Source organism: Yoonia maricola (assembly GCF_002797915.1).
GTDB lineage: Bacteria > Pseudomonadota > Alphaproteobacteria > Rhodobacterales > Rhodobacteraceae > Yoonia > Yoonia maricola.
In genome coordinates this window covers 43,010-65,650 of record NZ_PGTY01000003.1, presented here as the reverse complement: position 1 = coordinate 65,650, position 22,641 = coordinate 43,010, and the positions used below count along the sequence as shown (strand labels likewise).

Annotated in this window: 19 protein-coding genes; 8 read left to right on the top strand and 11 right to left on the bottom strand. The window is 56.7% G+C overall.

The genetic code is table 11. The features are described from left to right. Positions 1-38: 38 nt before the first annotated feature. Both prpE and BC777_RS14490 read right to left on the bottom strand, forming a co-directional pair. Positions 39-1,931 carry a propionate-CoA ligase PrpE gene (prpE, locus tag BC777_RS14495; RefSeq protein ID WP_100368927.1) on the bottom strand — a complete coding sequence of 631 codons (1,893 nt, stop codon included), beginning with the start codon at positions 1,929-1,931 and terminating at the stop codon, positions 39-41. Between the two features lie 173 nt (positions 1,932-2,104). Further along, entirely contained in the window at positions 2,105-4,384 is a 2,280-nt protein-coding gene (locus BC777_RS14490) for an NADP-dependent malic enzyme (RefSeq protein ID WP_100368926.1), read from the bottom strand. Positions 4,385-4,507: 123 nt separating this feature from the next. On the opposite strand from BC777_RS14490, the gene BC777_RS14485 reads away from it, so the two are divergent. The 6 genes from BC777_RS14485 to upp are packed head-to-tail and all read left to right on the top strand — an operon-like array spanning position 4,508 to position 10,135. Beyond that, a complete protein-coding gene (locus BC777_RS14485; RefSeq protein WP_100368925.1) occupies positions 4,508-5,590 on the top strand; it encodes a cupin domain-containing protein in 1,083 nt (360 codons plus the stop codon). 59 nt (positions 5,591-5,649) lie between these two features. Then, complete coding sequence (locus tag BC777_RS14480) at positions 5,650-6,042, top strand: cytidine deaminase (RefSeq protein ID WP_100368924.1); 393 nt, start codon at positions 5,650-5,652, stop codon at positions 6,040-6,042. Position 6,043: 1 nt separating this feature from the next. Further along, positions 6,044-7,345, top strand: coding sequence for a thymidine phosphorylase (locus BC777_RS14475; RefSeq protein WP_100368923.1), 1,302 nt, complete (start codon positions 6,044-6,046; stop codon positions 7,343-7,345). After that, positions 7,345-8,520 (top strand): phosphopentomutase, encoded by a 1,176-nt coding sequence (locus BC777_RS14470; RefSeq protein ID WP_100368922.1) that lies wholly within the window; start codon positions 7,345-7,347, stop codon positions 8,518-8,520. Before BC777_RS14475 ends, BC777_RS14470 begins: the two co-directional genes overlap by 1 nt. After that, complete coding sequence (locus BC777_RS14465) at positions 8,517-9,506, top strand: adenosine deaminase (protein ID WP_100368921.1); 990 nt, start codon at positions 8,517-8,519, stop codon at positions 9,504-9,506. Before BC777_RS14470 ends, BC777_RS14465 begins: the two co-directional genes overlap by 4 nt. After that, entirely contained in the window at positions 9,503-10,135 is a 633-nt protein-coding gene (upp, locus tag BC777_RS14460; RefSeq protein ID WP_100368920.1) for a uracil phosphoribosyltransferase, read from the top strand. Before BC777_RS14465 ends, upp begins: the two co-directional genes overlap by 4 nt. On the opposite strand, the gene BC777_RS14455 is transcribed toward upp, so the two are convergent. Further along, positions 10,136-11,152, bottom strand: a complete 1,017-nt coding sequence (locus BC777_RS14455; RefSeq protein ID WP_100368919.1) for a hypothetical protein — start codon at positions 11,150-11,152, stop codon at positions 10,136-10,138. Between the two features lie 322 nt (positions 11,153-11,474). Next, entirely contained in the window at positions 11,475-13,100 is a 1,626-nt protein-coding gene (locus tag BC777_RS14450; RefSeq protein ID WP_100369336.1) for an AMP-binding protein, read from the bottom strand. Positions 13,101-13,193: 93 nt separating this feature from the next. Between BC777_RS14450 and BC777_RS14445 the strand changes: the two genes are divergently transcribed. Both BC777_RS14445 and BC777_RS14440 read left to right on the top strand, forming a co-directional pair. Further along, positions 13,194-14,087: a DMT family transporter gene (locus tag BC777_RS14445; RefSeq protein ID WP_100368918.1), complete on the top strand. Its 894-nt coding sequence runs from the start codon at positions 13,194-13,196 to the stop codon at positions 14,085-14,087. Further along, positions 14,084-14,719 (top strand): sulfotransferase family 2 domain-containing protein, encoded by a 636-nt coding sequence (locus BC777_RS14440; RefSeq protein ID WP_100368917.1) that lies wholly within the window; start codon positions 14,084-14,086, stop codon positions 14,717-14,719. The genes BC777_RS14445 and BC777_RS14440 overlap by 4 nt, the downstream gene beginning before the upstream one ends. A gap of 36 nt (positions 14,720-14,755) precedes the next feature. Here BC777_RS14440 and BC777_RS14435 read toward each other — a convergent pair whose 3' ends face one another. From BC777_RS14435 to BC777_RS14405, 7 genes are all read right to left on the bottom strand, one after another. Further along, positions 14,756-16,954, bottom strand: a complete 2,199-nt coding sequence (locus BC777_RS14435; protein WP_100368916.1) for a 3-hydroxyacyl-CoA dehydrogenase NAD-binding domain-containing protein — start codon at positions 16,952-16,954, stop codon at positions 14,756-14,758. Positions 16,955-17,014: 60 nt separating this feature from the next. Then, positions 17,015-17,473 carry a DUF6841 family protein gene (locus BC777_RS14430; protein WP_100368915.1) on the bottom strand — a complete coding sequence of 153 codons (459 nt, stop codon included), beginning with the start codon at positions 17,471-17,473 and terminating at the stop codon, positions 17,015-17,017. A 5-nt stretch (positions 17,474-17,478) separates the two neighbouring features. Then, entirely contained in the window at positions 17,479-18,690 is a 1,212-nt protein-coding gene (locus BC777_RS14425) for an acetyl-CoA C-acetyltransferase (RefSeq protein WP_100368914.1), read from the bottom strand. Positions 18,691-18,716: 26 nt separating this feature from the next. Further along, positions 18,717-19,337, bottom strand: a complete 621-nt coding sequence (locus BC777_RS14420) for a glutathione S-transferase family protein (RefSeq protein ID WP_100369335.1) — start codon at positions 19,335-19,337, stop codon at positions 18,717-18,719. A gap of 322 nt (positions 19,338-19,659) precedes the next feature. After that, a complete protein-coding gene (locus tag BC777_RS14415) occupies positions 19,660-21,435 on the bottom strand; it encodes an acyl-CoA dehydrogenase C-terminal domain-containing protein (RefSeq protein ID WP_100368913.1) in 1,776 nt (591 codons plus the stop codon). Between the two features lie 43 nt (positions 21,436-21,478). After that, positions 21,479-21,880 (bottom strand): MerR family transcriptional regulator, encoded by a 402-nt coding sequence (locus BC777_RS14410; RefSeq protein ID WP_100368912.1) that lies wholly within the window; start codon positions 21,878-21,880, stop codon positions 21,479-21,481. A 324-nt stretch (positions 21,881-22,204) separates the two neighbouring features. Further along, positions 22,205-22,573 carry a MerR family transcriptional regulator gene (locus BC777_RS14405; RefSeq protein WP_100368911.1) on the bottom strand — a complete coding sequence of 123 codons (369 nt, stop codon included), beginning with the start codon at positions 22,571-22,573 and terminating at the stop codon, positions 22,205-22,207. Positions 22,574-22,641 lie beyond the last annotated feature (68 nt).

Below are 22,641 nucleotides of genomic sequence, written 5' to 3'. Positions count from 1 at the left end.
CCACAGGCGAAACGCCTGTGGCTTACCCTGCATTCGACCTAGCCTTGCGCGTATCCCAAAGGGATCAATGCGGCCTTGATTTCATCCAGAATGACCGGGTCATCAATCGTCGCAGGCATCTTGAAGTCCTGCCCATCGGCAATCTTCACCATCGTGCCACGCAGGATTTTGCCAGAGCGTGTCTTGGGCAATCGATCGACCACAGCGACCAGCTTGAAGGCCGCAACCGGGCCGATGGTCTGGCGTACTGAGGTGACGACTTCCTTTGCGATCTCGTCATGCGGGCGGTCGCAGCCTTTGTTGAGGCAGACGAACCCCATGGGCAGCTGTCCTTTGAGTTCATCGGTCACACCGATCACGGCGCATTCACCGACATCAGGATGGCCCGCCAAGACTTCTTCCATTGCGCCGGTAGACAGCCGGTGTCCGGCCACGTTGATCACGTCATCGGTGCGCGCCATGATGTAGAGGTAGCCGTCCTTGTCAATCATGCCTGCGTCACCCGTCTCATAGTAGCCGGGGAAAGTGTTGAGGTACGATTTGATGAAGCGGTCTTCGGCATTCCAAAGTGTCGGCAATGTGCCGGGGGGCAAGGGCAGTTTGACGGCAATGGCGCCGAGTTCACCCGGTTTCATTTCATGCCCGGCCTCATCGAGGATTTGCACTTCGTAACCCGGCATCGCCACGGTGGGTGATCCGATCTTGACCGGCAGCGCCTCGATCCCCGCAGGGTTACCTGCGATGGTGTAGCCCGTTTCGGTTTGCCACCAGTGATCGTAGACCGGCACGCCCATGACGCGCTGCGCCCATTCGATGGTGTCAGGGTCGGCGCGTTCGCCCGCCAGATAAAGCGCGCGCAGGCCGGAGATGTCGTAGTTCTTGATCATCTCGCCGTGCGGGTCTTCGCGCTTGATGGCGCGGAAGGCGGTGGGGGCGGTGAAGAAGGATTTGACGTTATGTTCCTCGATCACCCGCCAAAAGGTACCCGCATCGGGAGTGCCGATGGGCTTGCCTTCAAAAACGACCGTAGTGTTGCCGTGGATCAGCGGGGCGTAGCAGATGTAGGAATGGCCAACGACCCAGCCGACGTCGGAGGCAGCCCAGAAGACCTCGCCCGGGTTGACGTCGTAGATAGCCTTCATGGTCCAGTTCAATGCAACAAGGTGCCCGGCGGTGGGGCGCACGACGCCCTTGGGTGCCCCGGTGGTGCCGGACGTGTAGAGGATATAGGCCGGGTGGTCGCCCTTGACGGGGACGCATTCGGCCGGTTCAACACCAGCCTGAAAGCCGTGCCAGTCATAGTCACGGCCGGGGGTCAGGTCGGCCACCTCCTGTTCGCGCTGGAAGATAACGGTGAAATCCGGTTTGTGGTTTGCCAGTTCAATCGCACCGTCCAGCAGCGGTTTGTAATGCACCACGCGCCCCGGTTCGATCCCGCAGGAGCCTGCGATAATCGCCTTGGGCGTCGCATCGTCGATCCGCACAGCCAGTTCATTGGCCGCGAAGCCGCCAAAGACGACAGAGTGGATGGCACCAAGGCGGGCGCAGGCCAGCATCGCCTCTAGCGCTTCGGGGATCATTGGCATGTAAATGATGACACGGTCGCCTTTTTCAACGCCCTTCGCACGCAAGGCCCCAGCGAGCGAGGCGACCCGCGTTTGCAGTTCAGCATAGGTAATCTCGCGTTTGGTGTGGGTGACCGGACTGTCGTAGATAATGGCCGCCTGATCGCCGCGCCCGTTTTCAACATGGCGGTCAACCGCATTGTAGCAGGTGTTCACCTCGGCATCGGTGAACCAGCGATAGAGGGGGGCATTACTGTCGTCCAGCGCTTTGGTCGGCGGTCTAATCCAGTCGATTGTCTTGGCCTGATCCATCCAGAACCCTTCTGGATCATTTTTCCAAGCGCCATAAACATCAGCGTAGCCCATCGTGTCCTCCCAAACAGCAATTGAGAAAAGTGTTAAGGGTGCCGCCTGAGGACGGCAAGGGAAACTGCTCTTTGTGTTGGGCGGGCTGTAAAAATCTTGACCGCACGCCTGCTAGGATGTCTTTGGGATGCCTCCGGCGGAAGTTTGATTGGACGAAGAAAGATGAGGGGAGTTTAGCCGTAGTGGGCGACAGGGGTGCCTGCGACAGCTGACATATTCAGCAGCCCGCGCGCCGTGATCGAAGGCGTCACGATATGGCAGCGGTTGCCCATGCCCATCAGGATCGGGCCGACCTCAAGCCCCCCGCCTTTCATCTTGAGGATGTTGCGCACACCAGAGGCCGCATCTGTGTTGGCAAAGACAAGCGTGTTGGCGGCACCGGGTAGATGGGCTGCGGGAAAGACGCGGTTGCGTAGTTCCACATCAAGTGCGGCGTCGACATGCATCTCACCTTCGTAATCAAAGTCGCGAGGGGCGCTGTCGAGAATGTCCATCGCGGCACGCATTCGTCGCCCGCTATCGCTGTCGAGGTTGCCGAACTGGCTGTGTGAACACAGTGCTATCTTTGGATCAACACCAAAGCGGCGCACATGGCGTGCGGCACCGATAACTGTTTCGGAGATTTGCTGCGGGGTCGGTTCGGGATGCACCTGCGTGTCAGCCACGAAGAGTGGCCCGTCTTCGAGGATCATCAGCGACAGACCTGCAATCGGGTGGAACGCCTTGGTGCCGAGAACCTCGCATATGTACTTCAGGTGCCAGAGGTATTGCCCAAAGGTGCCGCAGATCATGCTGTCAGCTTCACCGCGTTGCACCATAACGGCGGCAATTGCGGTGGTGTTGGTGCGCATAATCGCTTTGGCCAGATCCGGTGTGACACCCTTGCGTGCCATCAGATCGTGATAGGTGCCCCAATAGTCGCGGTAGCGCGGGTCGTTTTCGGGGTTCACGATACTGAAATCAACGCCGGGCCGGATTTTCAGGCCTGCGCGTTCGCAGCGTCGTTCAATCACCTCGGGCCGTCCGATCAGGATAGGGGTGTCGGTCGTTTCTTCCATAATCGCCTGGCTGGCGCGCAGCACGCGCTCATCCTCGCCTTCAGCAAAGACGATGGTGCGTTCGGCGGTACGCGCGGCATCAAAGACGGGTCGCATGATCATCGCGGATTTAAAAACAGAGCCGTCAAGATTGGCTTTGTAGGCGTCCATATCTGCAACAGGGCGCTTTGCGACGCCGGTTTTGATCGCGGCTCCGGCGACGGCGCTGGCGACCACGCCCATCAGGCGCGGATCAAAGGGTTTGGGGATCAGGTAATCGGCCCCGAATGTCAGTTGCTCGCCTTTGTAGGCGGCTGCGGCCTCGGCGCTGGTGGTCGCACGGGCAAGGGCGGCGATGCCTTCGACACAGGCGATTTTCATCTCGTCGTTGATCTCGGTCGCGCCGACGTCCAGGGCGCCACGGAAGATAAAGGGGAAGCATAGAACGTTATTGACCTGATTGGGAAAGTCGCTGCGGCCGGTGGCGATGATCGCATCCGGATTGGCAGTGCGGGCGTCATCGGGGCTGATTTCGGGATTAGGGTTTGCGAGGGCAAAAATGATCGGGCGGTTGGCCATTTTCTTGACCATGTCTGGTTTGAGGATGTTCGGGCCAGAGAGGCCGAGGAACAGATCTGCGTCATCAATGACGTCATCCAGCGTGGCCGTCGTCGTCCCTTGTGCATATTCTGCTTTTTGCGGCGTCATGTCCTTTTCGCGGCCTTGGTAAACAAGGCCTTCGATGTCGCAAAGGTAGACGTTCTCGCGTTTCACCCCCAGTTTCAGCAGCATGTTCAGGCAGGCGATGCCGGCAGCCCCGCCGCCAGTGCTGACGATCTTGATGTCTTCGAATTTCTTATCGGCGATGCGCAAGGCGTTCGTGGCCGCCGCCCCGACGACAATCGCTGTGCCGTGCTGGTCGTCATGAAAAACGGGGATGTTCATCCGCTCATTACACAGCTTTTCAACGATGAAACAGTCAGGCGCCTTGATATCTTCCAGGTTGATCGCACCGAAGGTGGGTTCCAGCGCGCAAACGATATCGGCCAGTTTTGCGGGATCGGGTTCGTTCAACTCGATGTCGAAACAGTCGATATTGGCGAATTTCTTAAACAGAACCGCTTTGCCTTCCATTACCGGCTTGGAGGCCAGCGCGCCGATATTGCCAAGCCCCAGAACGGCCGATCCATTGGTGACAACCGCTACCAGATTGCCGCGCGAGGTATAGTCGCGTGCGGTGTCAGGATCGGCTTTGATCTCGGTACAGGCTTCCGCCACGCCGGGGGAGTAGGCGCGGGCCAGATCGCGGCCTGTTGCCAGCGGTTTGGTTGCGCGAATTTCGAGTTTTCCGGGTTTGGGGAACTTGTGATAGTGAAGTGCGGCCTCTCTCAGGCTGTCTTTTGCATCATCTGCCATCGTGTTCTCCAAATATAGTTTAGCATTAAACCATTTTGTTTCCCTTAAGGAAACTATATGCTGTGGTCAATCGCGATGCGCCTACTCTTGCAAATAATACATGGCAAGGACAGGGTGTAAAACATGACGAATACACATGAAATACGGGCTGAAGTGTACCTGCATACAACGGACCTGCGCGCCGACCTTGGGTTTTTTGGTGATACCTTGGGGATGCGGCTGGAAATGATTTACCCTGCCGATGACCCTACGGTTGCTGTTTATGCGGGACATGGGCTGCGGGTGCGGTTGCAACAGGGTGTCGGCGTGAACCCAGACCTTAGGATTGCGACAGATGATACGGGTTTCGCTGGCGGCGAGACGGAATTAACCTCGCCGGGTGGCACCCGCGTTGAAGTGCATCCATTGAACCCGCCGTTGGAATTGCCGCAGACCGACCATGCTTTTGTCGTCCGTCGTTTGGCCGATCAGGCACCTTGGGTCATTGGCCGCGCGGGCATGCAGTACCGCGATCTGATCCCCAGTCGTCTGGGCGGGTCCATCATTGCAAGCCATATTCGTATTCCCGATGGTGGCCCGGTCCCGGATATGGTGCATTTTCACAAGGTGGGATTCCAACTGATCTTTTGTTATCGCGGCTGGGTTGACGTTGTTTACGAAGACCAAGGTCCGCCGATCCGTTTGACCGCCGGGGATTGCTTTATTCAGCCGCCAGAAATCAGGCATCGGGTGTTGGAAGCCTCAGACGGGATCGAGGTGATCGAAATCGGTGTCCCGGCCGAACATATCACAGAGATTGATCATGATATGGAACTGCCGACCCCACATCTGCGCCCAGATCGCGAATGGCAAGGCCAGAAGTTCGTGTTCAATAAGGGCGCAAAAGCTGATTGGCAGCCTGCGCGATTGCCCGGTTTCCTTGCGCGCGACACGACGATTGCGACCAATACCAAGGGTGTCGCAGGTGTGACCGTTATCCGCAAAGGGCAGGGTGATACTGTGTGGTCATGCCATGACGCGGATATTCATTTCACCTTTGTCATGGAAGGGACGATGACGCTAGAGGGTGAAGGGAAAGAGCCTTACCAGCTTGCCCCTGGTGATGCTTTTGTGATCCCGCCCGGCATGCAGACACGCTATGCCGATGCTTCTGACGATCTGGAACTGCTTGAAGTGGCGTTACCGGGTGTCTTTACGACGGCCTAACGCACTTGCATCCCTGCGCGTCCCGTCACACTCTGGCAGGACGATTTGTTGGAGGCCCTATGTCATTGATCGACAACGCGCGCGCGGTCCGGGAAAACGCCCATGCGCCTTATTCAAAGTTCAAGGTCGGGGCGGCGCTGACCGCGACGTCTGGCACCGTTTACGTTGGTTGCAATGTTGAAAACGTGGCCTACCCGGAAGGGACCTGCGCCGAGGCGGGCGCCATCGCGGCGATGGTCGCGGGCGGCGACACGGCGATTGCCGAGATTGCCGTGATTGCGGACAGTCCCAAACCGGTCAGCCCCTGTGGTGGCTGCCGCCAGAAGATTGCGGAATTTGCGCAGGGCGATGTGAAAGTGACCCTCGCCACGACCGATGGTGTCGTACATGAAACCACCGTGGCCGCACTCTTGCCCGGTAGTTTTGACGCCGACTACATGAGCCGGGTCTAATATGGACGCCCGCGCCATTATCGCCAAAATACGTGGGAAAGAGACCCCAACTCAGCAGGAACTGGCGTGGTTCGCGCAAGGCCTGTCTTCGGGGGCTGTGAGCGATGCGCAGGCAGGCGCCTTTGCAATGGCGGTGGTTCTGAATGGTCTGACCGACGAAGGCCGCGTTGCCCTGACCCAAGGGATGCGCGACAGCGGCGATGTGATGAAATGGGACTTGCCCGGCCCCGTGATTGACAAGCATTCAACCGGCGGAGTGGGCGATTGTGTCTCGCTGATCCTTGCGCCTGTATTGGCGGCCTGTGGGGCCTATGTCCCGATGATTTCGGGCCGTGGGCTGGGCCACACGGGCGGGACGCTTGATAAGTTGGAGGCGATACCGGGGCTGAATATCAACGTATCTGAAAAACAGTTGCGCCTGATCACCCGCGAAGTCGGCTGTGCGATTGTCAGCGCAACAGGCCAGATCGCCCCGGCCGACCGCCGCCTTTATGCAATCCGGGACGTAACCGCGACGGTCGAGAGCATTGATCTGATCACGGCCTCTATTCTGTCCAAGAAGTTGGCTGCCGGATTGGAAAGCCTCATTTTGGACGTCAAATGCGGTTCTGGTGCCTTTATGAAAACCCCCGATGAGGCACGCGCCTTGGCCCGTGCTTTGGTTGATGCGGCCAATGGGGCCGGGTGCAAGACTGCCGCCTTAATCAGCGATATGAGCCAGCCGCTGGCCCCCGCGCTGGGCAATGCGGTTGAAGTTGGTATCTGTATGGAAGTCTTGGCTGGCGATCGGACAGTGGCCCCCCGACTACATGATCTGACGGTCGGGTTATCGGCGCAGCTTTTAATGATGCAAGGCGAAGATAGGGCGACAGCGGTGGAAAAGGTAAAGATGACAATCAGTTCTGGTGCCGCCATGGAGCGCTTTGCCCAGATGATCGCCGCATTGGGCGGTCCGCCCGATATGGCGCATGACTGGCACACCCATTTACCCAAAGCACCCGTTGTGGGCGAGGTGACGGCGCCGACGACAGGGCATATATCCGCTATTGACGGCGAGGCATTGGGCCTTGCCGTGGTTGCTCTGGGGGGTGGACGTCGCGTTGAAATAGACCGGGTGAACCCCGCGGTCGGATTGACTGAGATGGTTGGACTTGGCGTCGCTGTCACACGCGGTGACCCTTTGTGCATTGTTCATGCCGCCGATGAGGATACCGCCGTGGAGGCCGCGATGGCGGTACAAGCCGCGGTCACGATTGGTGAACCGGCAACGCCAGGTCCTTTGGTTATTGAAGGGATAACGTGATGCCCCGTGCATTTGTGATTGTCATTGACAGCGTCGGGATTGGTGGTGCACCGGATGCAGATCAGTTCTTTAACGGTGATTTGCCTGATACCGGGGCAAATACGGTGGCGCATATTGCCCGTGATGCCGGGCTGCATCTGCCGACCTTGGACGCGCTGGGCCTTGGTGCCGCAGTCAAACTGGCGTCCGGTGAAGATACCCCCGGTCTGGGGGCTGCGCCAACAGGTGCATGGGGTGCGGCAACCGAAGTGTCGCGCGGTAAGGATACGCCCTCGGGCCACTGGGAATTGGCTGGTGTACCTGTGCCATGGGATTGGCATGTGTTTCCAGATACGGACCCGGCCTTTCCTGATGATGTGACGGCTCTTATATGCAAACTAGCTGGCACTGACGGTATTTTGGGCAATCGCCACGCCTCTGGCACAGCCGTGATCGAAGATGAGGGTGCTATGCACCTAAAGACTGGCTGGCCAATATGTTATACGTCAGTCGATAGCGTGCTGCAGATCGCTGCCCATGAAAAGACCTTTGGGCTTGAGCGGCTGATGACCCTTTGCAAAGACCTCGCACCGACACTGCACGAGATGAAAGTGGGACGCGTGATCGCACGGCCTTTTGTAGGCGAGGTTGGCAGTTTTACCCGCACGGCCAATCGCAAAGACTTTGCCATCGCACCACCGTCACCAACGCTATGTGACTATGTGCATGAAGCGGGCCGAATGGTTCACGCGGTGGGTAAGATTGGTGATATATTTTCAATGCGCGGCATTGATGATCTGCGCAAGGGGCGCGATGTAGCCCTTATGGGGCACATCAATGATCTTGCTAAAGAGGCCGCCGATGGCTCTTTCGTCTTTGCCAATCTGGTGGAGTTTGATAGCGAGTATGGGCACAGGCGTGATCCGGCGGGCTATGGCAAACATCTGGAATGGTTCGACGCGTGCCTTGCAGATTTGCTGCCGAAACTGCGCGATGATGATTTGTTGATCGTCACAGCCGATCATGGCAATGACCCGACATGGGCGGGCACGGATCACACCCGCGAACGTGTGCCGGTATTGGTGCATGGGCTGGGCTCCAAAGCGCTGGGACAACTGGCATTCGTTGATGTGGCCGCTTCGGTCGCGGCTTATTTGAATGTGACATATGCAGGCCAAGGAAAGAGCTTTCTATGAGTTTTCAAACATTGCCGAAAGTGGAACTGCACACGCATCTTGAAGGCTGTGCGCCGCCTGCGTTCATCAGGGGGCTTGCGGCAGAGAAGAAGATCGATATCAGCGGGATATTCGCTGATGACGGGGGCTATGCTTTCCGCGATTTCGATCATTTTCTTCAAGTTTACGAGGCGGCCTGCACCACATTGCAAAGCCCCGAAGACTTCCGCCGCCTGACCATGGCCGTACTGGAAGAAACAGCCGCACATGGTGTCGTCTACATGGAGACCTTTGTATCACCTGATTTTTGTGGCGGCGGTGATCTGGCGGCATGGAAAGACTATCTGGCAGCCATGGAAGATGCGGCGCAAGAAGCAGAAGATAAACTTGGCATCACGCTGAAAGGGATTGTCACGGGCATCCGTCATTTCGGGCCAGAGGCCTGCAAGCCTGCGGCAAAATGCGCGGCTGAAACCTTTGGCGATTTCATCACCGGTTACGGCATGGCGGGCGGTGAAATGGTGGGGCGTCCTGCGGACTATGCCTATAGCTTTGACATGGCACGCGAGGCGGGGATCCCGTTGACGTGCCATGCGGGAGAATGGGGCGGGGCGACGATGGTGGCCGAGACGATCCGCGATTTGAAGGTGGCACGCATTGGCCATGGCATTGGGGCCGTCGATGACCCTGCGCTGATTGACGAAATCCTTGAGAAAGACATCGTGCTTGAAGTTTGCCCCGGCTCGAACGTGGTGTTGAAAGCTGTCAACGGCTGGAACAGCCACCCCATTGCAAAGCTGCGCGATGCCGGTGTGAAAGTCACCGTTTCGACCGATGATCCACCGTTCTTTCACACGACCATGACCGCGGAATATGCCATGCTGCACCAAACCTTTGGCTGGGAGGAAGAAGAGTTTGCCATGTTGAACAAAACGGCCCTTGCCGCAGCTTTTTGTGATGACGCCACAAAGGCCCGCGTGGCCAAACGACTGGAGCCCGCCCAATGACCGATCATGTCACCCATGTCACCCACCCGCTGGTGCAACACAAGCTAACGTTGATGCGGCAGACGGGTACCTCCACGGCGGTGTTCCGACAGTTGCTGCGCGAGATTAGCCAGCTACTCGCCTATGAGGTTACCCGTGGGTTACCTATGACGACAAAGCGGATTGATACGCCGCTGGAGCCGATGGATGCGCCCGTCATCGACGGCAAGAAACTTGCGCTGGTCTCAATCTTGCGCGCTGGTAACGGGCTTCTTGATGGTGTGTTGGAACTGATCCCGTCCGCGCGTGTCGGATTTGTCGGGCTCTACCGGGATGAAGCAACGCTTAAACCTGTGCAATACTACTTCAAGGTACCGACAGAGCTTGAAGACCGTTTGGTAATTGCGGTTGATCCCATGCTGGCCACTGGCAACTCCTCGGTCGCGGCGATTGATCTGCTGAAAGAGGCGGGGGCCACGAACATTCGCTTCCTTTGCCTGCTGGCGGCACCCGAAGGGATTGCGCGGATGCAAGAGGCGCATCCTGATGTGCCGATTGTAACAGCAGCCATTGATAGCCACCTCAATGAACATGGCTATATCGTGCCGGGGCTGGGCGATGCGGGTGATCGGATGTTTGGGACGAAGTAATCAGATATTGCAGATATTCTGCAAGCTGACCCAATCACTGTCTTGCAAGATCAAAGGAATGCTGCGTTCTGCCAAAGGATCAGTGCCAAGATCAGGCATCGTGCCCGTGCGCGCATCGATAGTCGTCAGGTAAGGCCCCTGCGGGATTTCCGCATCAGCCAGAACGCGGCGCAGCCTGCCGGGGTCTGGTGTCGTAACATCGTTCTGCGCAAGTGCTGCAACATTGCTTTGTAGGATTTCGCTGGGAATTTCCCCGGTCGTGAGCAGTCGGAAAGTGGTGCCAAGCCCTTCCTGTCGTAGCAGGCTTTCAAGCGGGTCCACATCCGCGAGGGCAGCGTGGCTTGCCAAAATAAAACCGGCGGCGACCGCCGGATCATCAGAAAGTTGCAAAACCTCATAATCCAGCACAATCAAATCACCTGGCAGGGCAAGCGCGCCTTGCCGCAAATCAGGTACGACGATGATTTGTGTCACGGTCATAGGGCCAAAAAGACGCTGCGCAAGCCGCCTTGCCGCCGCATCCGCGCGCGGGGCCTTGCAAGCAGCCCCGGTTTGGATTTGCAGATAGCCCAGCATCTCGACACCGATTTCGCTGCGTTTTGAGGTCGGCACAACGGCAAGCGTCTGACGGGTCAATGCACCGGGAAGCCAGAAAATAGCCAGTGCTAAACTCAGTATAATCAGCCCGGCCGTCAGCCAGTGGCGCAGTTTGCCGGGTTTGGGGCGGGCCTTGGCCAGCGCTTTGCGCACTTCCTCTATGGCTTCGATCATTGTTGTATCGGCGATCTCCAGTATCTCGCTGGCGTCTTCATCTGGGGCGTAGATCGCAGGCACCTCATCGGGGTTTTGCCGGATCAACGCAGGCAGCGACCAATGGGCCAAGGGGCGGCCGGTGGCATCGGCAATCACCAATGTCGCGTCACCAAAGGAGATACTCACATCACGGCGCTGCTCATCGGCTGCGGCGCGCCACAGTGCCTCGCTTTCCAACCGGACATATCGGTCAAGTGCCGTCATCTGCTCATTGCCCTTTTTTGCCAAGCGTAACGTGGGTGGCGCGGAATGTCATGTTGGAAACAAATATCTAGCGGTGGTGCCGGTTGAAAGCGCGGACCCTCTGGGGGAAGTTTGATTGGACGAAGAAAATCAAGACTTCTTTAACCACGATGGGATACGCGTTGAGGTGCGGTACAGGCGGAAGCGTTGATGGCCGTGACGTGGAAAGTCGCGCTGTCGGGGATCTGACCAGATCTGCCTGTAGTGGGCAACTCGCCAGCGCGCACGTCCATCGACTTTCTATGTCCAATCAAACTTCCGCCGGAGGCATCCCTGTCTTTGCCTAAAACGCCTTGGCTTGCTTTCTGAGTTCAAACTTTTGGATCTTTCCGGTCGATGTCTTCGGTAACTCCTGAAACACCACCTTCTTGGGGCACTTGAAACCTGCCAGCCGCTCGCGGGTAAAGGCGATCATCTCGGTTTCATCTGCGTGCGCCCCGTCTTTCAGTTCCACAAAGGCACAGGGCACCTCGCCCCATTTGTCATCGGGTTTTGCCACCACTGCGCAGAGATTAACTGCCGGGTGGTGCATCAGCGCCCCTTCGACCTCGACCGAACTGATGTTTTCACCGCCAGAGATGATGATATCCTTCGCCCTGTCCGAGATCTGGATCGATCCACCCGGATGCTGAATGGCAAGGTCTTCGGAATGGAAGTAACCGCCCGAAAATGCCTTTTCGGTTGCCGCTTCATTTTTGAGGTAGCCTTTCATCACCGCGTTCCCGCGCATAACAATCTCGCCTTGCGTGGCGCCGTCGCGGGGGACCTGCCCCATATGGTCATCAACTACGGTGACATCTTCCATCATCGGAAAGGCCACGCCTTGGCGCGCTTTGATCGCGGCCTGCTCGTCTTCTGGCAGCCCGTCCCAGTTGCTGTCCCAGATGCATTCGGTAACGTGTCCGTAGGTTTCGGTTAGGCCGTAGACCTGTTTGACGTTGAAACCCAGTTTGCCAATCGCAGCTAAGGTCGCAGGGGCAGGGGGTGCGCCTGCGGTAAAGACCTCGACCATATGCCCAAAGGGACGTCGTTCTTCCTCTTTCGCGTTTACGATCAGGTTAAGCACGATCGGTGCGCCGCCAAAATGCGTAACGCTTTCATCGGCAATGGCATCATAAACTGCGCTGGCCGAGATATCGCGGCAGCACACCACCGTGCCACCCAAGGCGGGCATCATCCACGTATGGTTCCATCCGTTGCAGTGGAAAAGTGGTACGATCTGCAAGTAGCGCATAAAGAGCGGCAGTTCCCAACTGATCGGTGTGCCCATCGTCATCAGATAGGCACCGCGGTGGTGATAGACCACGCCCTTGGGCCGCCCCGTTGTCCCTGAGGTGTAGTTGAGTGCGAGGCTTTCCCATTCATCCTCGGGCATCATCCAAGCGAACTCGGGATCGCCGGTTGCGAGGAAATCTTCATAGTTTTGCTGCTCGGCCATCGCGTGCACGCCAGCCTCATCATCGGGAACTTCGATGATCAGCGGCGCTGGCCCTTCCATAAGTTCGATGGCGGACATGGCCATGGGCAGGAACTGACTATCGACCAAGGCGACCTTGGCTTCGCCATGATCAAAGATATAGGCGATGGTGTCGACATCCAGCCGCGTGTTGATGGTGTTGAGTACCGCCCCGCAGGCAGGCACCCCAAAGGCGGCCTCTGACTGCGCGGGGATATTGGGCAGGATCGTCGCGACAACGTCACCCGGTTTCACACCAACCTTGGTCAGGGCCGAGGCCAGCCGCGAAACCCGCCGATAGTATTTCGCATAAGTGAGCCGTGTTTTACCGTAGACAACCGCTTCGCGATCCGCAAAGATCAGTGCGGCCCGTTGTAAATGAGACAGCGGCGTCAGTGGCACATAGTTGGCCGCACGTTTACCCAAACCTGTTTCGTCACGCATCCATCCCATGTTGCCCTCCCGCAGCATATGTTGCTTTGAGGGCTGAGTATTGCGCCATGTTAGCGATTTTTGAAAGCTAGAATTGAAGGCAGAGGATTTTCCATGACACAAGCGATTGCCCCAACCCGAGCGGCCTTGTCGATTTTGGTAGGCATGGCCGTGCTTGGGTTGAGTGATAACTTCATCCTATACATCACCGATGCAAGCTCACTTTGGCAGTTCCATTTGTTGCGCAGTCTGACAGCTTTGTTCGTTATGGGTGTGATTGCCATGGCGGGCATGGGCGTGATCTGGCCCAAGCGCTTTTGGGCCGTAGGCGCGCGCAGTGCCATTCAAGGCATCTCGATGTTGATCTATTTTGGCTGTCTGGCGATCTTGCCGGTGAGTCTGGTTGTGGCCGGGTTCTTTACCTCACCACTCTTTGTGTCCCTCATCGCGGCCGTTTTTCAAGGCAGGCGCATCACAGCACTGCATGCCCTTGCGATCTTTCTGGGGTTCGCTGGTGCGCTTTTGGTCATCAGGCCAGATCCGGCCAATCTTGATCTGGTGGCCTTCGTGCCGATTGTTGCGGGTCTTTGCTATGCCATCGGTGCCGTCGCGACCCGCGCATGGTGTGAGGGGGAAGGGACGCTTTCGTTGACAGCGGGTTTCTTTGTCATGCTCGGGCTGATGGGTGCGGTGGGCTGTCTGGTATTTCCGGGCGTAGGCAGTGGTGTAGATGATTTCGCCGCACGCGGATGGATGCCTGTGAACATTGATATGCTGTTCTGGATTGCGCTTCAGGCCATTGGCACATTGATCGGCATCATGTGCCTGTTTCGCGGGTATCAGATTGGCGAGGCAAGTTCGGTAGCTGTCTTTGAGTTTTCCTTGCTGATCTTCGCGAGTGCCTGGGCATGGTATTTATGGGATCAGGCGATCACCCCATTGGCCTTATGTGGGATGGCACTGATTGTTGTTTCGGGTGCGGTCATTGCGTTGCGGCAGCCGGGATGATTATTTCTGCCAAGCGCTCTTACGTCTTTGTGCATATTCCCAAGACGGGCGGGACCAGCCTTGCTCTTGCATTAGAGGACCGTGCGGCGGCGGATGATATTCTGGTGGGCGATACGCCGAAGGCGCGCAAAAGGCGCGCGCGTCAGATTGCGTTAAAAGCACCGGGCCGATTGTGGAAGCACAGCACCTTGCGCGATGTGGCTGGGCTTTATCCGGAAGGGGCGTTTATCTTTACCTTGGTTCGTAACCCATGGGACCGGATGGTGAGCTATTATCATTGGTTGCAGGATCAAAGCTTCGATCATCCAGCGGTTCGGGTTGCCAAAGCCACGACGTTTGCAGGCTTCCTGCGCGATACATCTGTGCAGGAGTCTGTTCGCAGACACAGCTATGCCACGTATGTGATTGATGCCAATGGCCATGATCACTGTGACCTCTATGCGCGGTTGGAACACCCCGAAGATCTGGAGCCGCTGTGGAAACACTTGGGTTTTCAGCTAAGTGTTCCGCATGTCAATCGCTCGGATCGTGATGTGGACTGGCGCATCTATTATGATGCAGAGGGCTTTGATATTGTGCAGGAAATTGCGGCCCAAGATATCGCGCGTTTTGGATATCAGACCACATTATAGGTGGCGTACCCCCCGCTTGAGGGTACGCCGTTTGGTTCAAGCAGCCTTTGCCGCAGTGCCGAAACGCTTGTAAAAGTCCTGACCTTTATCAGCCATCTCACGCAGTAGCGCCGGTGTCTTGAATCGTTCGCCGAACGCCTCGGTCAGCTGATCGCAGCGCTCGGCTGCGTAAGGAGCGCCGATGATGTCGAGCCAGCTAAATGGGCCACCCGACCAAGGCGCGAAGCCCCAGCCAAGGATCGCACCGACGTCGCCTTCGCGGATGTCTTCCAGCACGCCTTCTTCCAATGCGCGGATGGCTTCGAGTGTTTGTGCGAACAGCAGGCGGTGCTGTACGGTGGTTAGGTCTGGCTGTTCGTCGGCGACAGGGTATTGAGCGGCCAGCCCATCCCACAGCCCCTGACGCTTGCCTTTGTCATCGTAGCTGTAAAATCCCAAGTTCGATTTGCGGCCCAGACGTTCCTGATCGAACATCCAGAACAGAACCTCATCCACTTCGCCATCGGGGTAGTCATCGCCCATCGCAGCCTTTGTCGCCTTGGCGATTTTCACGCCCAGATCGACAGAGGTTTCATCGACCAGTTGCAACGGACCCAGCGGCATGCCGACCAGTTTGGCCGCATTTTCGATCAGCGCAGGTTCGACGCCTTCCTTCACCATGCGAATACCTTCGTTGATGTAAGGAATGATGCAACGGTTGGCATAGAAGAAGCGTTCGTCGTTCACGACAATCGGTGTCTTCTTGATCTGGCGGACGTAATCCAATGCTTTGGCCACAGCCACATCGCCGGTTTCCTTGCCTTTGATGATCTCGACCAGCAACATCTTGTCCACGGGGCTAAAGAAGTGGATGCCGATGAATTTCTCTGCATCGGCGGAGGCTTTCGCCAGTTCCGTGATCGGCAGGGTTGAGGTGTTCGTTGCAAAGATGCAATCAGGGCCGGTGACGGCCTGTACCTTGGCGGTGACGTCAGCTTTGACGCCGACATCTTCGAACACGGCTTCGACGATGAGGTCGCAGCCCTTGAGCGCGTCATAATCGGTCGTTGCGTTGATCAAGCCAAGCACGGCGTCTTTCTTTTCCTGCGTAACCTTCTTGCGCGCCATGCCTTTATCCAGATGCGCGGTGGTATAGGACTTACCCTTGTCGGCCGCTTCCTGCGTGCTGTCGATCAGCACCACTTCGATACCGGCCAAAGCAGAGACGAGCGAGATACCAGCGCCCATCATGCCTGCCCCGATGACACCGACCTTCTTGACCTTCTGGTCCGGTGCTTCTGGGCGGTTGGCGCCTTTTTCCAAAGCTTCCTTATTGATAAAGAGGCTGCGGATCATGGCAGAGGATGATGGGTTCATCAGAACGTTGGTGAACCACCGCGCCTCGATCTTGATGGCGGTGTCGAAGGGGACCAGTGCGCCTTCGTAGACCGCGGAGAGCAGGGCCTTGGCAGCGGGGTAGACGCCTTGGGTCTTGCCGTTGACCATTGCGGAGGCACCAACAAAGGTCATGAAACCAGCAGGGTGATACGGTGCGCCGCCGGGCATTTTGTAGCCCTTTTCGTCCCATGGCTTGACGATGGAAGGTTCGGACAGAACCCATGCTTTGGCGGCGGACAGCAATTCGTCTGCGGGTACAACCTCATCAACGACGCCAGCAGCTTTCGCTTTCTTCGGATCGTTCAACTTGCCTTCCAGCAGCAGCGGGGATGCCCCCATCGCACCCAGCTTGCGTGACAGGCGTGTCGTGCCGCCTGCGCCAGGGAAGATGCCGACCAGAATTTCGGGCAGGCCAATCTTGGCCTTTGGGTTGTCAGCGGCAAAGATGCGGTGACAGGCCAGTGGGATTTCCAAGCCGATCCCGAGCGCCGTACCGGGCAGGGCGCAAGCAATGGGCTTGCCGCCCTTGTTGGTCTTGGGGTCCATGCCCGCGCGTTCGATCTTGCGCAGCACGGCGTGCATATCCATGACGCCTTCAAAGAGACCACGTGCCGGATCGTCGCCTGCGCTTTCCTTCATCTTGGCAATAATGTTGAGGTCCATACCACCGGCAAAGGACCCTTCCTTGCCGGACGTAATAATCACGCCCTTAATGCCGTCATCAGCAAGCGCTTGGTCAATCAGCGCGTCCAGATCAAGGAAGCCTTGCTGGTTCATCACGTTCATGGATTTGCCAACAGTGTCCCAGACGATTGTGGCAACGCCGTCTGCGTCAGTGTTCATTGTGAAATCGGTCATGTCTGTCGTTCCTTTGTGGTCTTGGTCCGAGCCCTACCGGCTACGTTTGACCTCAGATAATTATGTGTTGCGATGCTTTGTGTCAGCGGCGGCAATAGCCATGGCCTGCCCGTCGTTTGGTTCAAGGGCGTATTCGCTCGCAGTCACTTTCCATTTGTCATCAATCTTTTCGAGCACCGAGAACCCAGGGTAAGGCCCGCTGAGGCGCTTACCATCTTTGAGTACTTCGCTTGTGTGTGTGGCTTCGACGCGGGTTGGCGTTTTGTATTCCGCCACCACGCATCTGCGCACCATATGCGTCGCCCCGATGCCTTGCAGATGTTTATGCATCTCATCAAAGGCGCGGCGCATATCCTCGGCTGTTTCCATGTAGATTGGGCCTGCCATCGTCGCCATGTGCTGAGGGGTGTGAAAGACGGATGCAAACGCATCAAAATCACCCTTCATCAGCGCATCGCCAGTAATGTCGAGCAACGCCTGTGACACGTCGCTTGCAGCAATCTGCATGTCGTTCGCCATGATGATTACACCCGTTCGATGATTGTTGCCGCCCCCATGCCGGATGCGATGCACAATGTGGCCAGACCTGTGCCTTTTCCGGTCCGCTCCAACTCATCCAACAATGTGCCGATGATGATCGCACCTGTGGCGCCCAACGGATGGCCCATCGCGATGGAGCCGCCGTTCACGTTGACTTTGCTATCATCCACATCAAAGGCCTGCATGAAGCGCAGCACGACGGATGCAAAGGCTTCATTGACCTCAAAAAGATCGATATCGCTGATGCTCATACCACTATCAGCCATGATCTTCTCGGTCACGGGAACCGGGCCTGTCAGCATGATTGTGGGGTCGGTGCCGATTTTGGCGGTTGCCTTGATCCGGGCGCGGGGTTTGATGCCATTGGCCTCACCCCATTCCTTTGATGCGATCAGAACGCCAGCAGCACCGTCAACGATCCCGGATGAGTTACCGGCATGGTGGATATGGTTGATCTTTTCCAAATGCGGGTACTTCATCAGGGCGACTTTATCGAAGCCGGGCATCACCTCGCCCATCGCCTGGAACGCCGGGTTCAGGCCACCCAGCGACTGCATATCAGTGCCGGGGCGCATGTATTCGTCGTGGTCAAGAATAGCGAGGCCGTTGATATCGCGCACAGGCACGATGGATTTGTCAAAACGCTTGTCATCCCAAGCGGCTTTGGCACGCTTCTGGCTTTCCATGGCAAGCTGGTCGGCATCGTCACGGCTGAAACCATATTCAGTCGCGATAATATCAGCGGAAATACCTTGCGGGACAAAGTAAGTGTCCATCGCGATGGATGGATCAACGGCAATCGCCGCGCCGTCGGACCCCATGGCAACACGGCCCATCATCTCGACACCACCCGCGATATAGGCCTGACCAGCACCACCCTTCACTTGATTTGCGGCGAGGTTCACAGCTTCCATACCGGAAGCGCAGAACCGGTTGATTGCCAGACCGGGGATTGATTGATCCAGATCAGAGGCCAGAACGGCCGTCCGTGCAAGGCAGCCGCCCTGTTCGCCAACTTGCGTGACATTGCCCCAGATCACATCTTCAACGGCATGGCCTTCGAGATTGTTGCGCTCTTTGAGCGCATTCAACACGCCCGCAGACAGGCGCGCAGATGTCACCTCATGCAGGCTACCGTCTTTGCGCCCTTTGCCGCGCGGGGTACGAATGGCATCGTAGATATAGGCTTCGGTCATAGGGTCCTCCAGGTATTTAGTCCGCGTCAGCCAAGGGCGCGCGGCATCAGGTCATAAGGGTGTTTCCAGCCGGGCTGATCTGCGATTGCAGTCAGCCAACGGTTGATATTGGGGTAATCGGCACGGTCGAAGGTGAAATCTTCGGTGTAAAACAGGTAACCAGCGCAAGCGATATCGGCGATTGTGATGTCATCGGCAGCGAGCCATTGGGTCTCGCTCAATTGCGTTTCCATCACCTTCAAAGCAGAGGCGAGGCGCATGGCCATGAAGTTGTTCACATCTGCATTGCGCTTGTCCTCGGGCAGAAAATTCATGTTGAACCGCAAAGGGCCAGCCACGCCGGACAGTTTGTGATTGTCAAAAAACATCCAACGCAGCACATCACGGCGCTCTGCCGCGGATTTGCCGCCCAGTTTGCCGGTTTTTGAGCTGACATAGTCCTGGATCACTGCGGATTGGCTCAACACCAGATCGCCGTCTTCCAGCACAGGCACCTCACCCATCACATTCAGCGCGCGGAATTCGGGGGTGCGTGTGGCACCTTGAAAGAAGTCCACAAAGACAGGCTCCCACGCTGCATCGGCAAGGGTCAGGGTCAGGGCTGCTTTATAGGCATTTCCGCTTTCGCCAAAGCAATGAAGCTTCATCATGTTGTGCCCCCTCCCAGAGGTCCGACCATAAGGTGACGGTCGGTATTTGAGTTTTTTGGCCAAGATGAAAGGGGAGCGTTGCGCGCACAACGAAACGTTAACCCTCTTGGCCGATTTTGCAGAGGCGCCAATAGCTGGAGAGCGATTTGGCGTCCAAGGTGAAGCCCCGGTGCTTGTCGAAAGGCCGGGGTGGAGCTCCCTTCTTCATCTTGGCCGAAAAACTCCCGCCGGAGGCTCCAACCCTTTGTGAAAGCGCGATGCTTTTTGCCATGCGCCAATTGTCGAACGTGTAAGGTGGGTCTTGACCCACCCCACATTTTTAGAAGTTTGCAGCCTCTAACGCCATGATTGTATCGCCGCCTGTGTTGATGCGCGCAAGGTGCATCGCCGTGGCAGGCAATTGGCGCGCCATGTAGTAGCGGCCAGTTGCGATCTTGGTCTCGTAAAACGCGGTGTCAGATGCCCCGCTTTCAAGAGCGTCCATTGCTGCTTTCGCCATGCGTGCCCACATCAGGCCAAGGCAGACATGCCCCATCATATGCATGAAATCATAAGACCCAGACAACGCGTTGTTCGGCTTGGTCGCGTTCTGCATGAAGTACATGCCAGCGGCCTGCAAATCCTTGGACGCAGCTTTCAAAGGTGTGAGGAACTCTTTGTTCAGTGCCTCATTCCCTTCGTTTTCCTTGATGAAGGTCTTTACCATCTCGAAGAAGGCCATCACATGCTTACCGCCGTCTTGCGCCAACTTACGACCAACGAGATCCAGCGCTTGCACACCATTGGCCCCTTCATAGATCATCGCGATCCGCGCATCGCGGGCGTATTGGGACATGCCCCATTCTTCGATATAGCCGTGACCACCGTAAACCTGCTGTGCCGCAGTGGCATACTCAAACCCTTTGTCGGTCAAAAAGCCTTTGATGACAGGCGTCATCAAGGAAATCAGGCCATCGGCATCAGCGTCTTTGTTCTTATGAGCCTGATCAATCAACATCGCACCCCAATAGGTGAAAGCGCGTGCGCCTTCGACAAAGGACTTTTGATCCATAAGGTTACGACGAATATCCGGGTGTACAATTAGCGGATCGGCAGGGCCATCAGGGTTCTTGACACCCGTGACGTCGCGCCCTTGCAGGCGGTCGTTGGCATAGGCCACAGCATTCTGATAGGCGCTTTCGGCTTGGGCATAACCTTGCAGGCCCACACCCAGACGCGCTTCGTTCATCATGGTGAACATGGCACGCATGCCTTTGTGCTCTTCCCCTATCAGATAGCCTTCGGCTTCGTCATAGTTCATCACGCAAGTCGAATTGCCGTGGATACCCATTTTCTCTTCGATCTTGCCACAGGTCGCACCGTTGCGGGCACCCAAGGAGCCATCATCGTTCACAAGGAACTTTGGCACGACAAAGAGGGACACGCCTTTGATCCCCTCAGGGCCACCTTGGATTTTGGCTAGCACGAGGTGGATGATGTTATCTGCCATGTCGTGCTCACCAGCCGAGATGAAGATTTTCTGGCCAGAGATTTTGTAAGAGCCATCACCGTTTGGCACAGCTTTCGTACGCATCAGACCCAGATCAGTGCCGCAGTGTGGTTCTGTCAGGTTCATCGTGCCGGTCCATTCGCAGGACACCATTTTTGGCAGGAACTTTTGTTTTTGCTCATCAGACCCGTGCGCGTAGATTGCGGAGTAGGCGCCGTGGGTCAGGCCCTGATACATGTTGAAGGCCATGTTCGCGGACACAAACGGTTCCTGTGCCGCCGTATGCATGACATAGGGCAGGCCTTGGCCGCCATATTCAGGATCACAATCCATCGCGGTCCAGCCGCCGTCCTTCATTTGCTGGAAGGCTTCTTTGAAACCTGTCGGTGTTCGCACCACACCGTTTTCCATCACGCAGCCTTCGGTATCACCCACGACGTTCAGCGGGTGCAACACCTCGGTGGCCACCTTGCCGGCTTCTTCGACAACAGCACTGGTAAAGTCACGGTCAAGGTCTTCGAACCCCGGAATGTCCTGCTCGCTGACCTTTAGAAGGTCGTGCAGTACGAACTGAATGTCTTTGGTAGGTGCGTTGTAGATCGGCATCTGGTGTCTCTCCGTTTCGTCGTTTTGGGTGGTCGTGCCCCGTTTAGGCAGCGACCGTTTTCTCTTTGGACAACTTGGCCAGCTTTTCAGCGCCCCAAGCCATTTGTTCTTTCAGTTCACCAATTGCCTCGTCCAACTCGGCCTTCTGGGCCTCCATGTCGGCAAGGTGGCGTTCGGCCAAGATGTATGTTTTCGACAGCTGCGCTTCTTGGCCGTCATTCATGTGGTATAGATCAAGCAATTGGCGGATTTCTTCGAGGCTGAAGCCAAAGCGCTTGCCGCGCAGGATCAGTTTCAACCGCGCGCGGTCGCGCTTCGTGAAAAGGCGCTTTTGGCCTTCACGGATCGGGAACAGCAGTTCCTTTGCTTCATAAAAGCGAAGCGTACGTGGTGTCACATCAAATGCGTCACACATCTGCCGAATGTTCAGTGTCTCAGTCGTCATCTTTTCATTCCTCTCATGCGTGTTTCAATGGCACGCACTTGCGAAGGATGGATTTACTATACAAGCAAAGTTGACGTGCACGTAAACGTAACGTGGCGTCACGGCGCGGTTGACGAAAGGTCAGCGAAAGTAACGCCAGGTCAGGCGCAATAAAAAAACGGGGAAAAATTTCATTTATTCCCCTCAAAGCGCTTTTATAAGGTGTTTTGGCACGATCCGCGGCGGTGAACCGGCGGGCCCTAGACCGTTATTGTGCGTTTTTTCTTACGCAAGGGCGCCCCCTGAATGACAGGATTGTGACGCGCTGATGCACGTCTGCCAAGCTTACCCTAGCGTTTTCGCCGTCGTGTCCCGCAGGGACTGTAGCTCAGCAATCGTGTCTTCGAGTTGCTGTTTCTGCTCTGCCAGCTCAACCAATTGCCGATCTGCAAGGGCGACCCATTCGTGCATTTGCGCAGTTGTGCCTTCCTTTTCGTAAATCAGCAGCCATTGCCTGATGTCTTCAAGCGAAAATCCAAATCGTCGCCCCCGCAGAATCAGCGTCATACGCGCCAATTCCTTTGCCCCATAAAATCGCGAGCGCCCTTCTTTGTCCGGGTGCAGTAGTTCAATATATTCGTAGTAGCGCAACGTGCGTGGCGTTACGTCGAATTTCGCGCACATCTCTTTGAATGACAGGCGTGTGTCCGACATGTATTTCTCCCTTACCTCAATCGTAGCGGGAACAAGGAATTGGGGCAACTGCCCGATGCGTCATAATG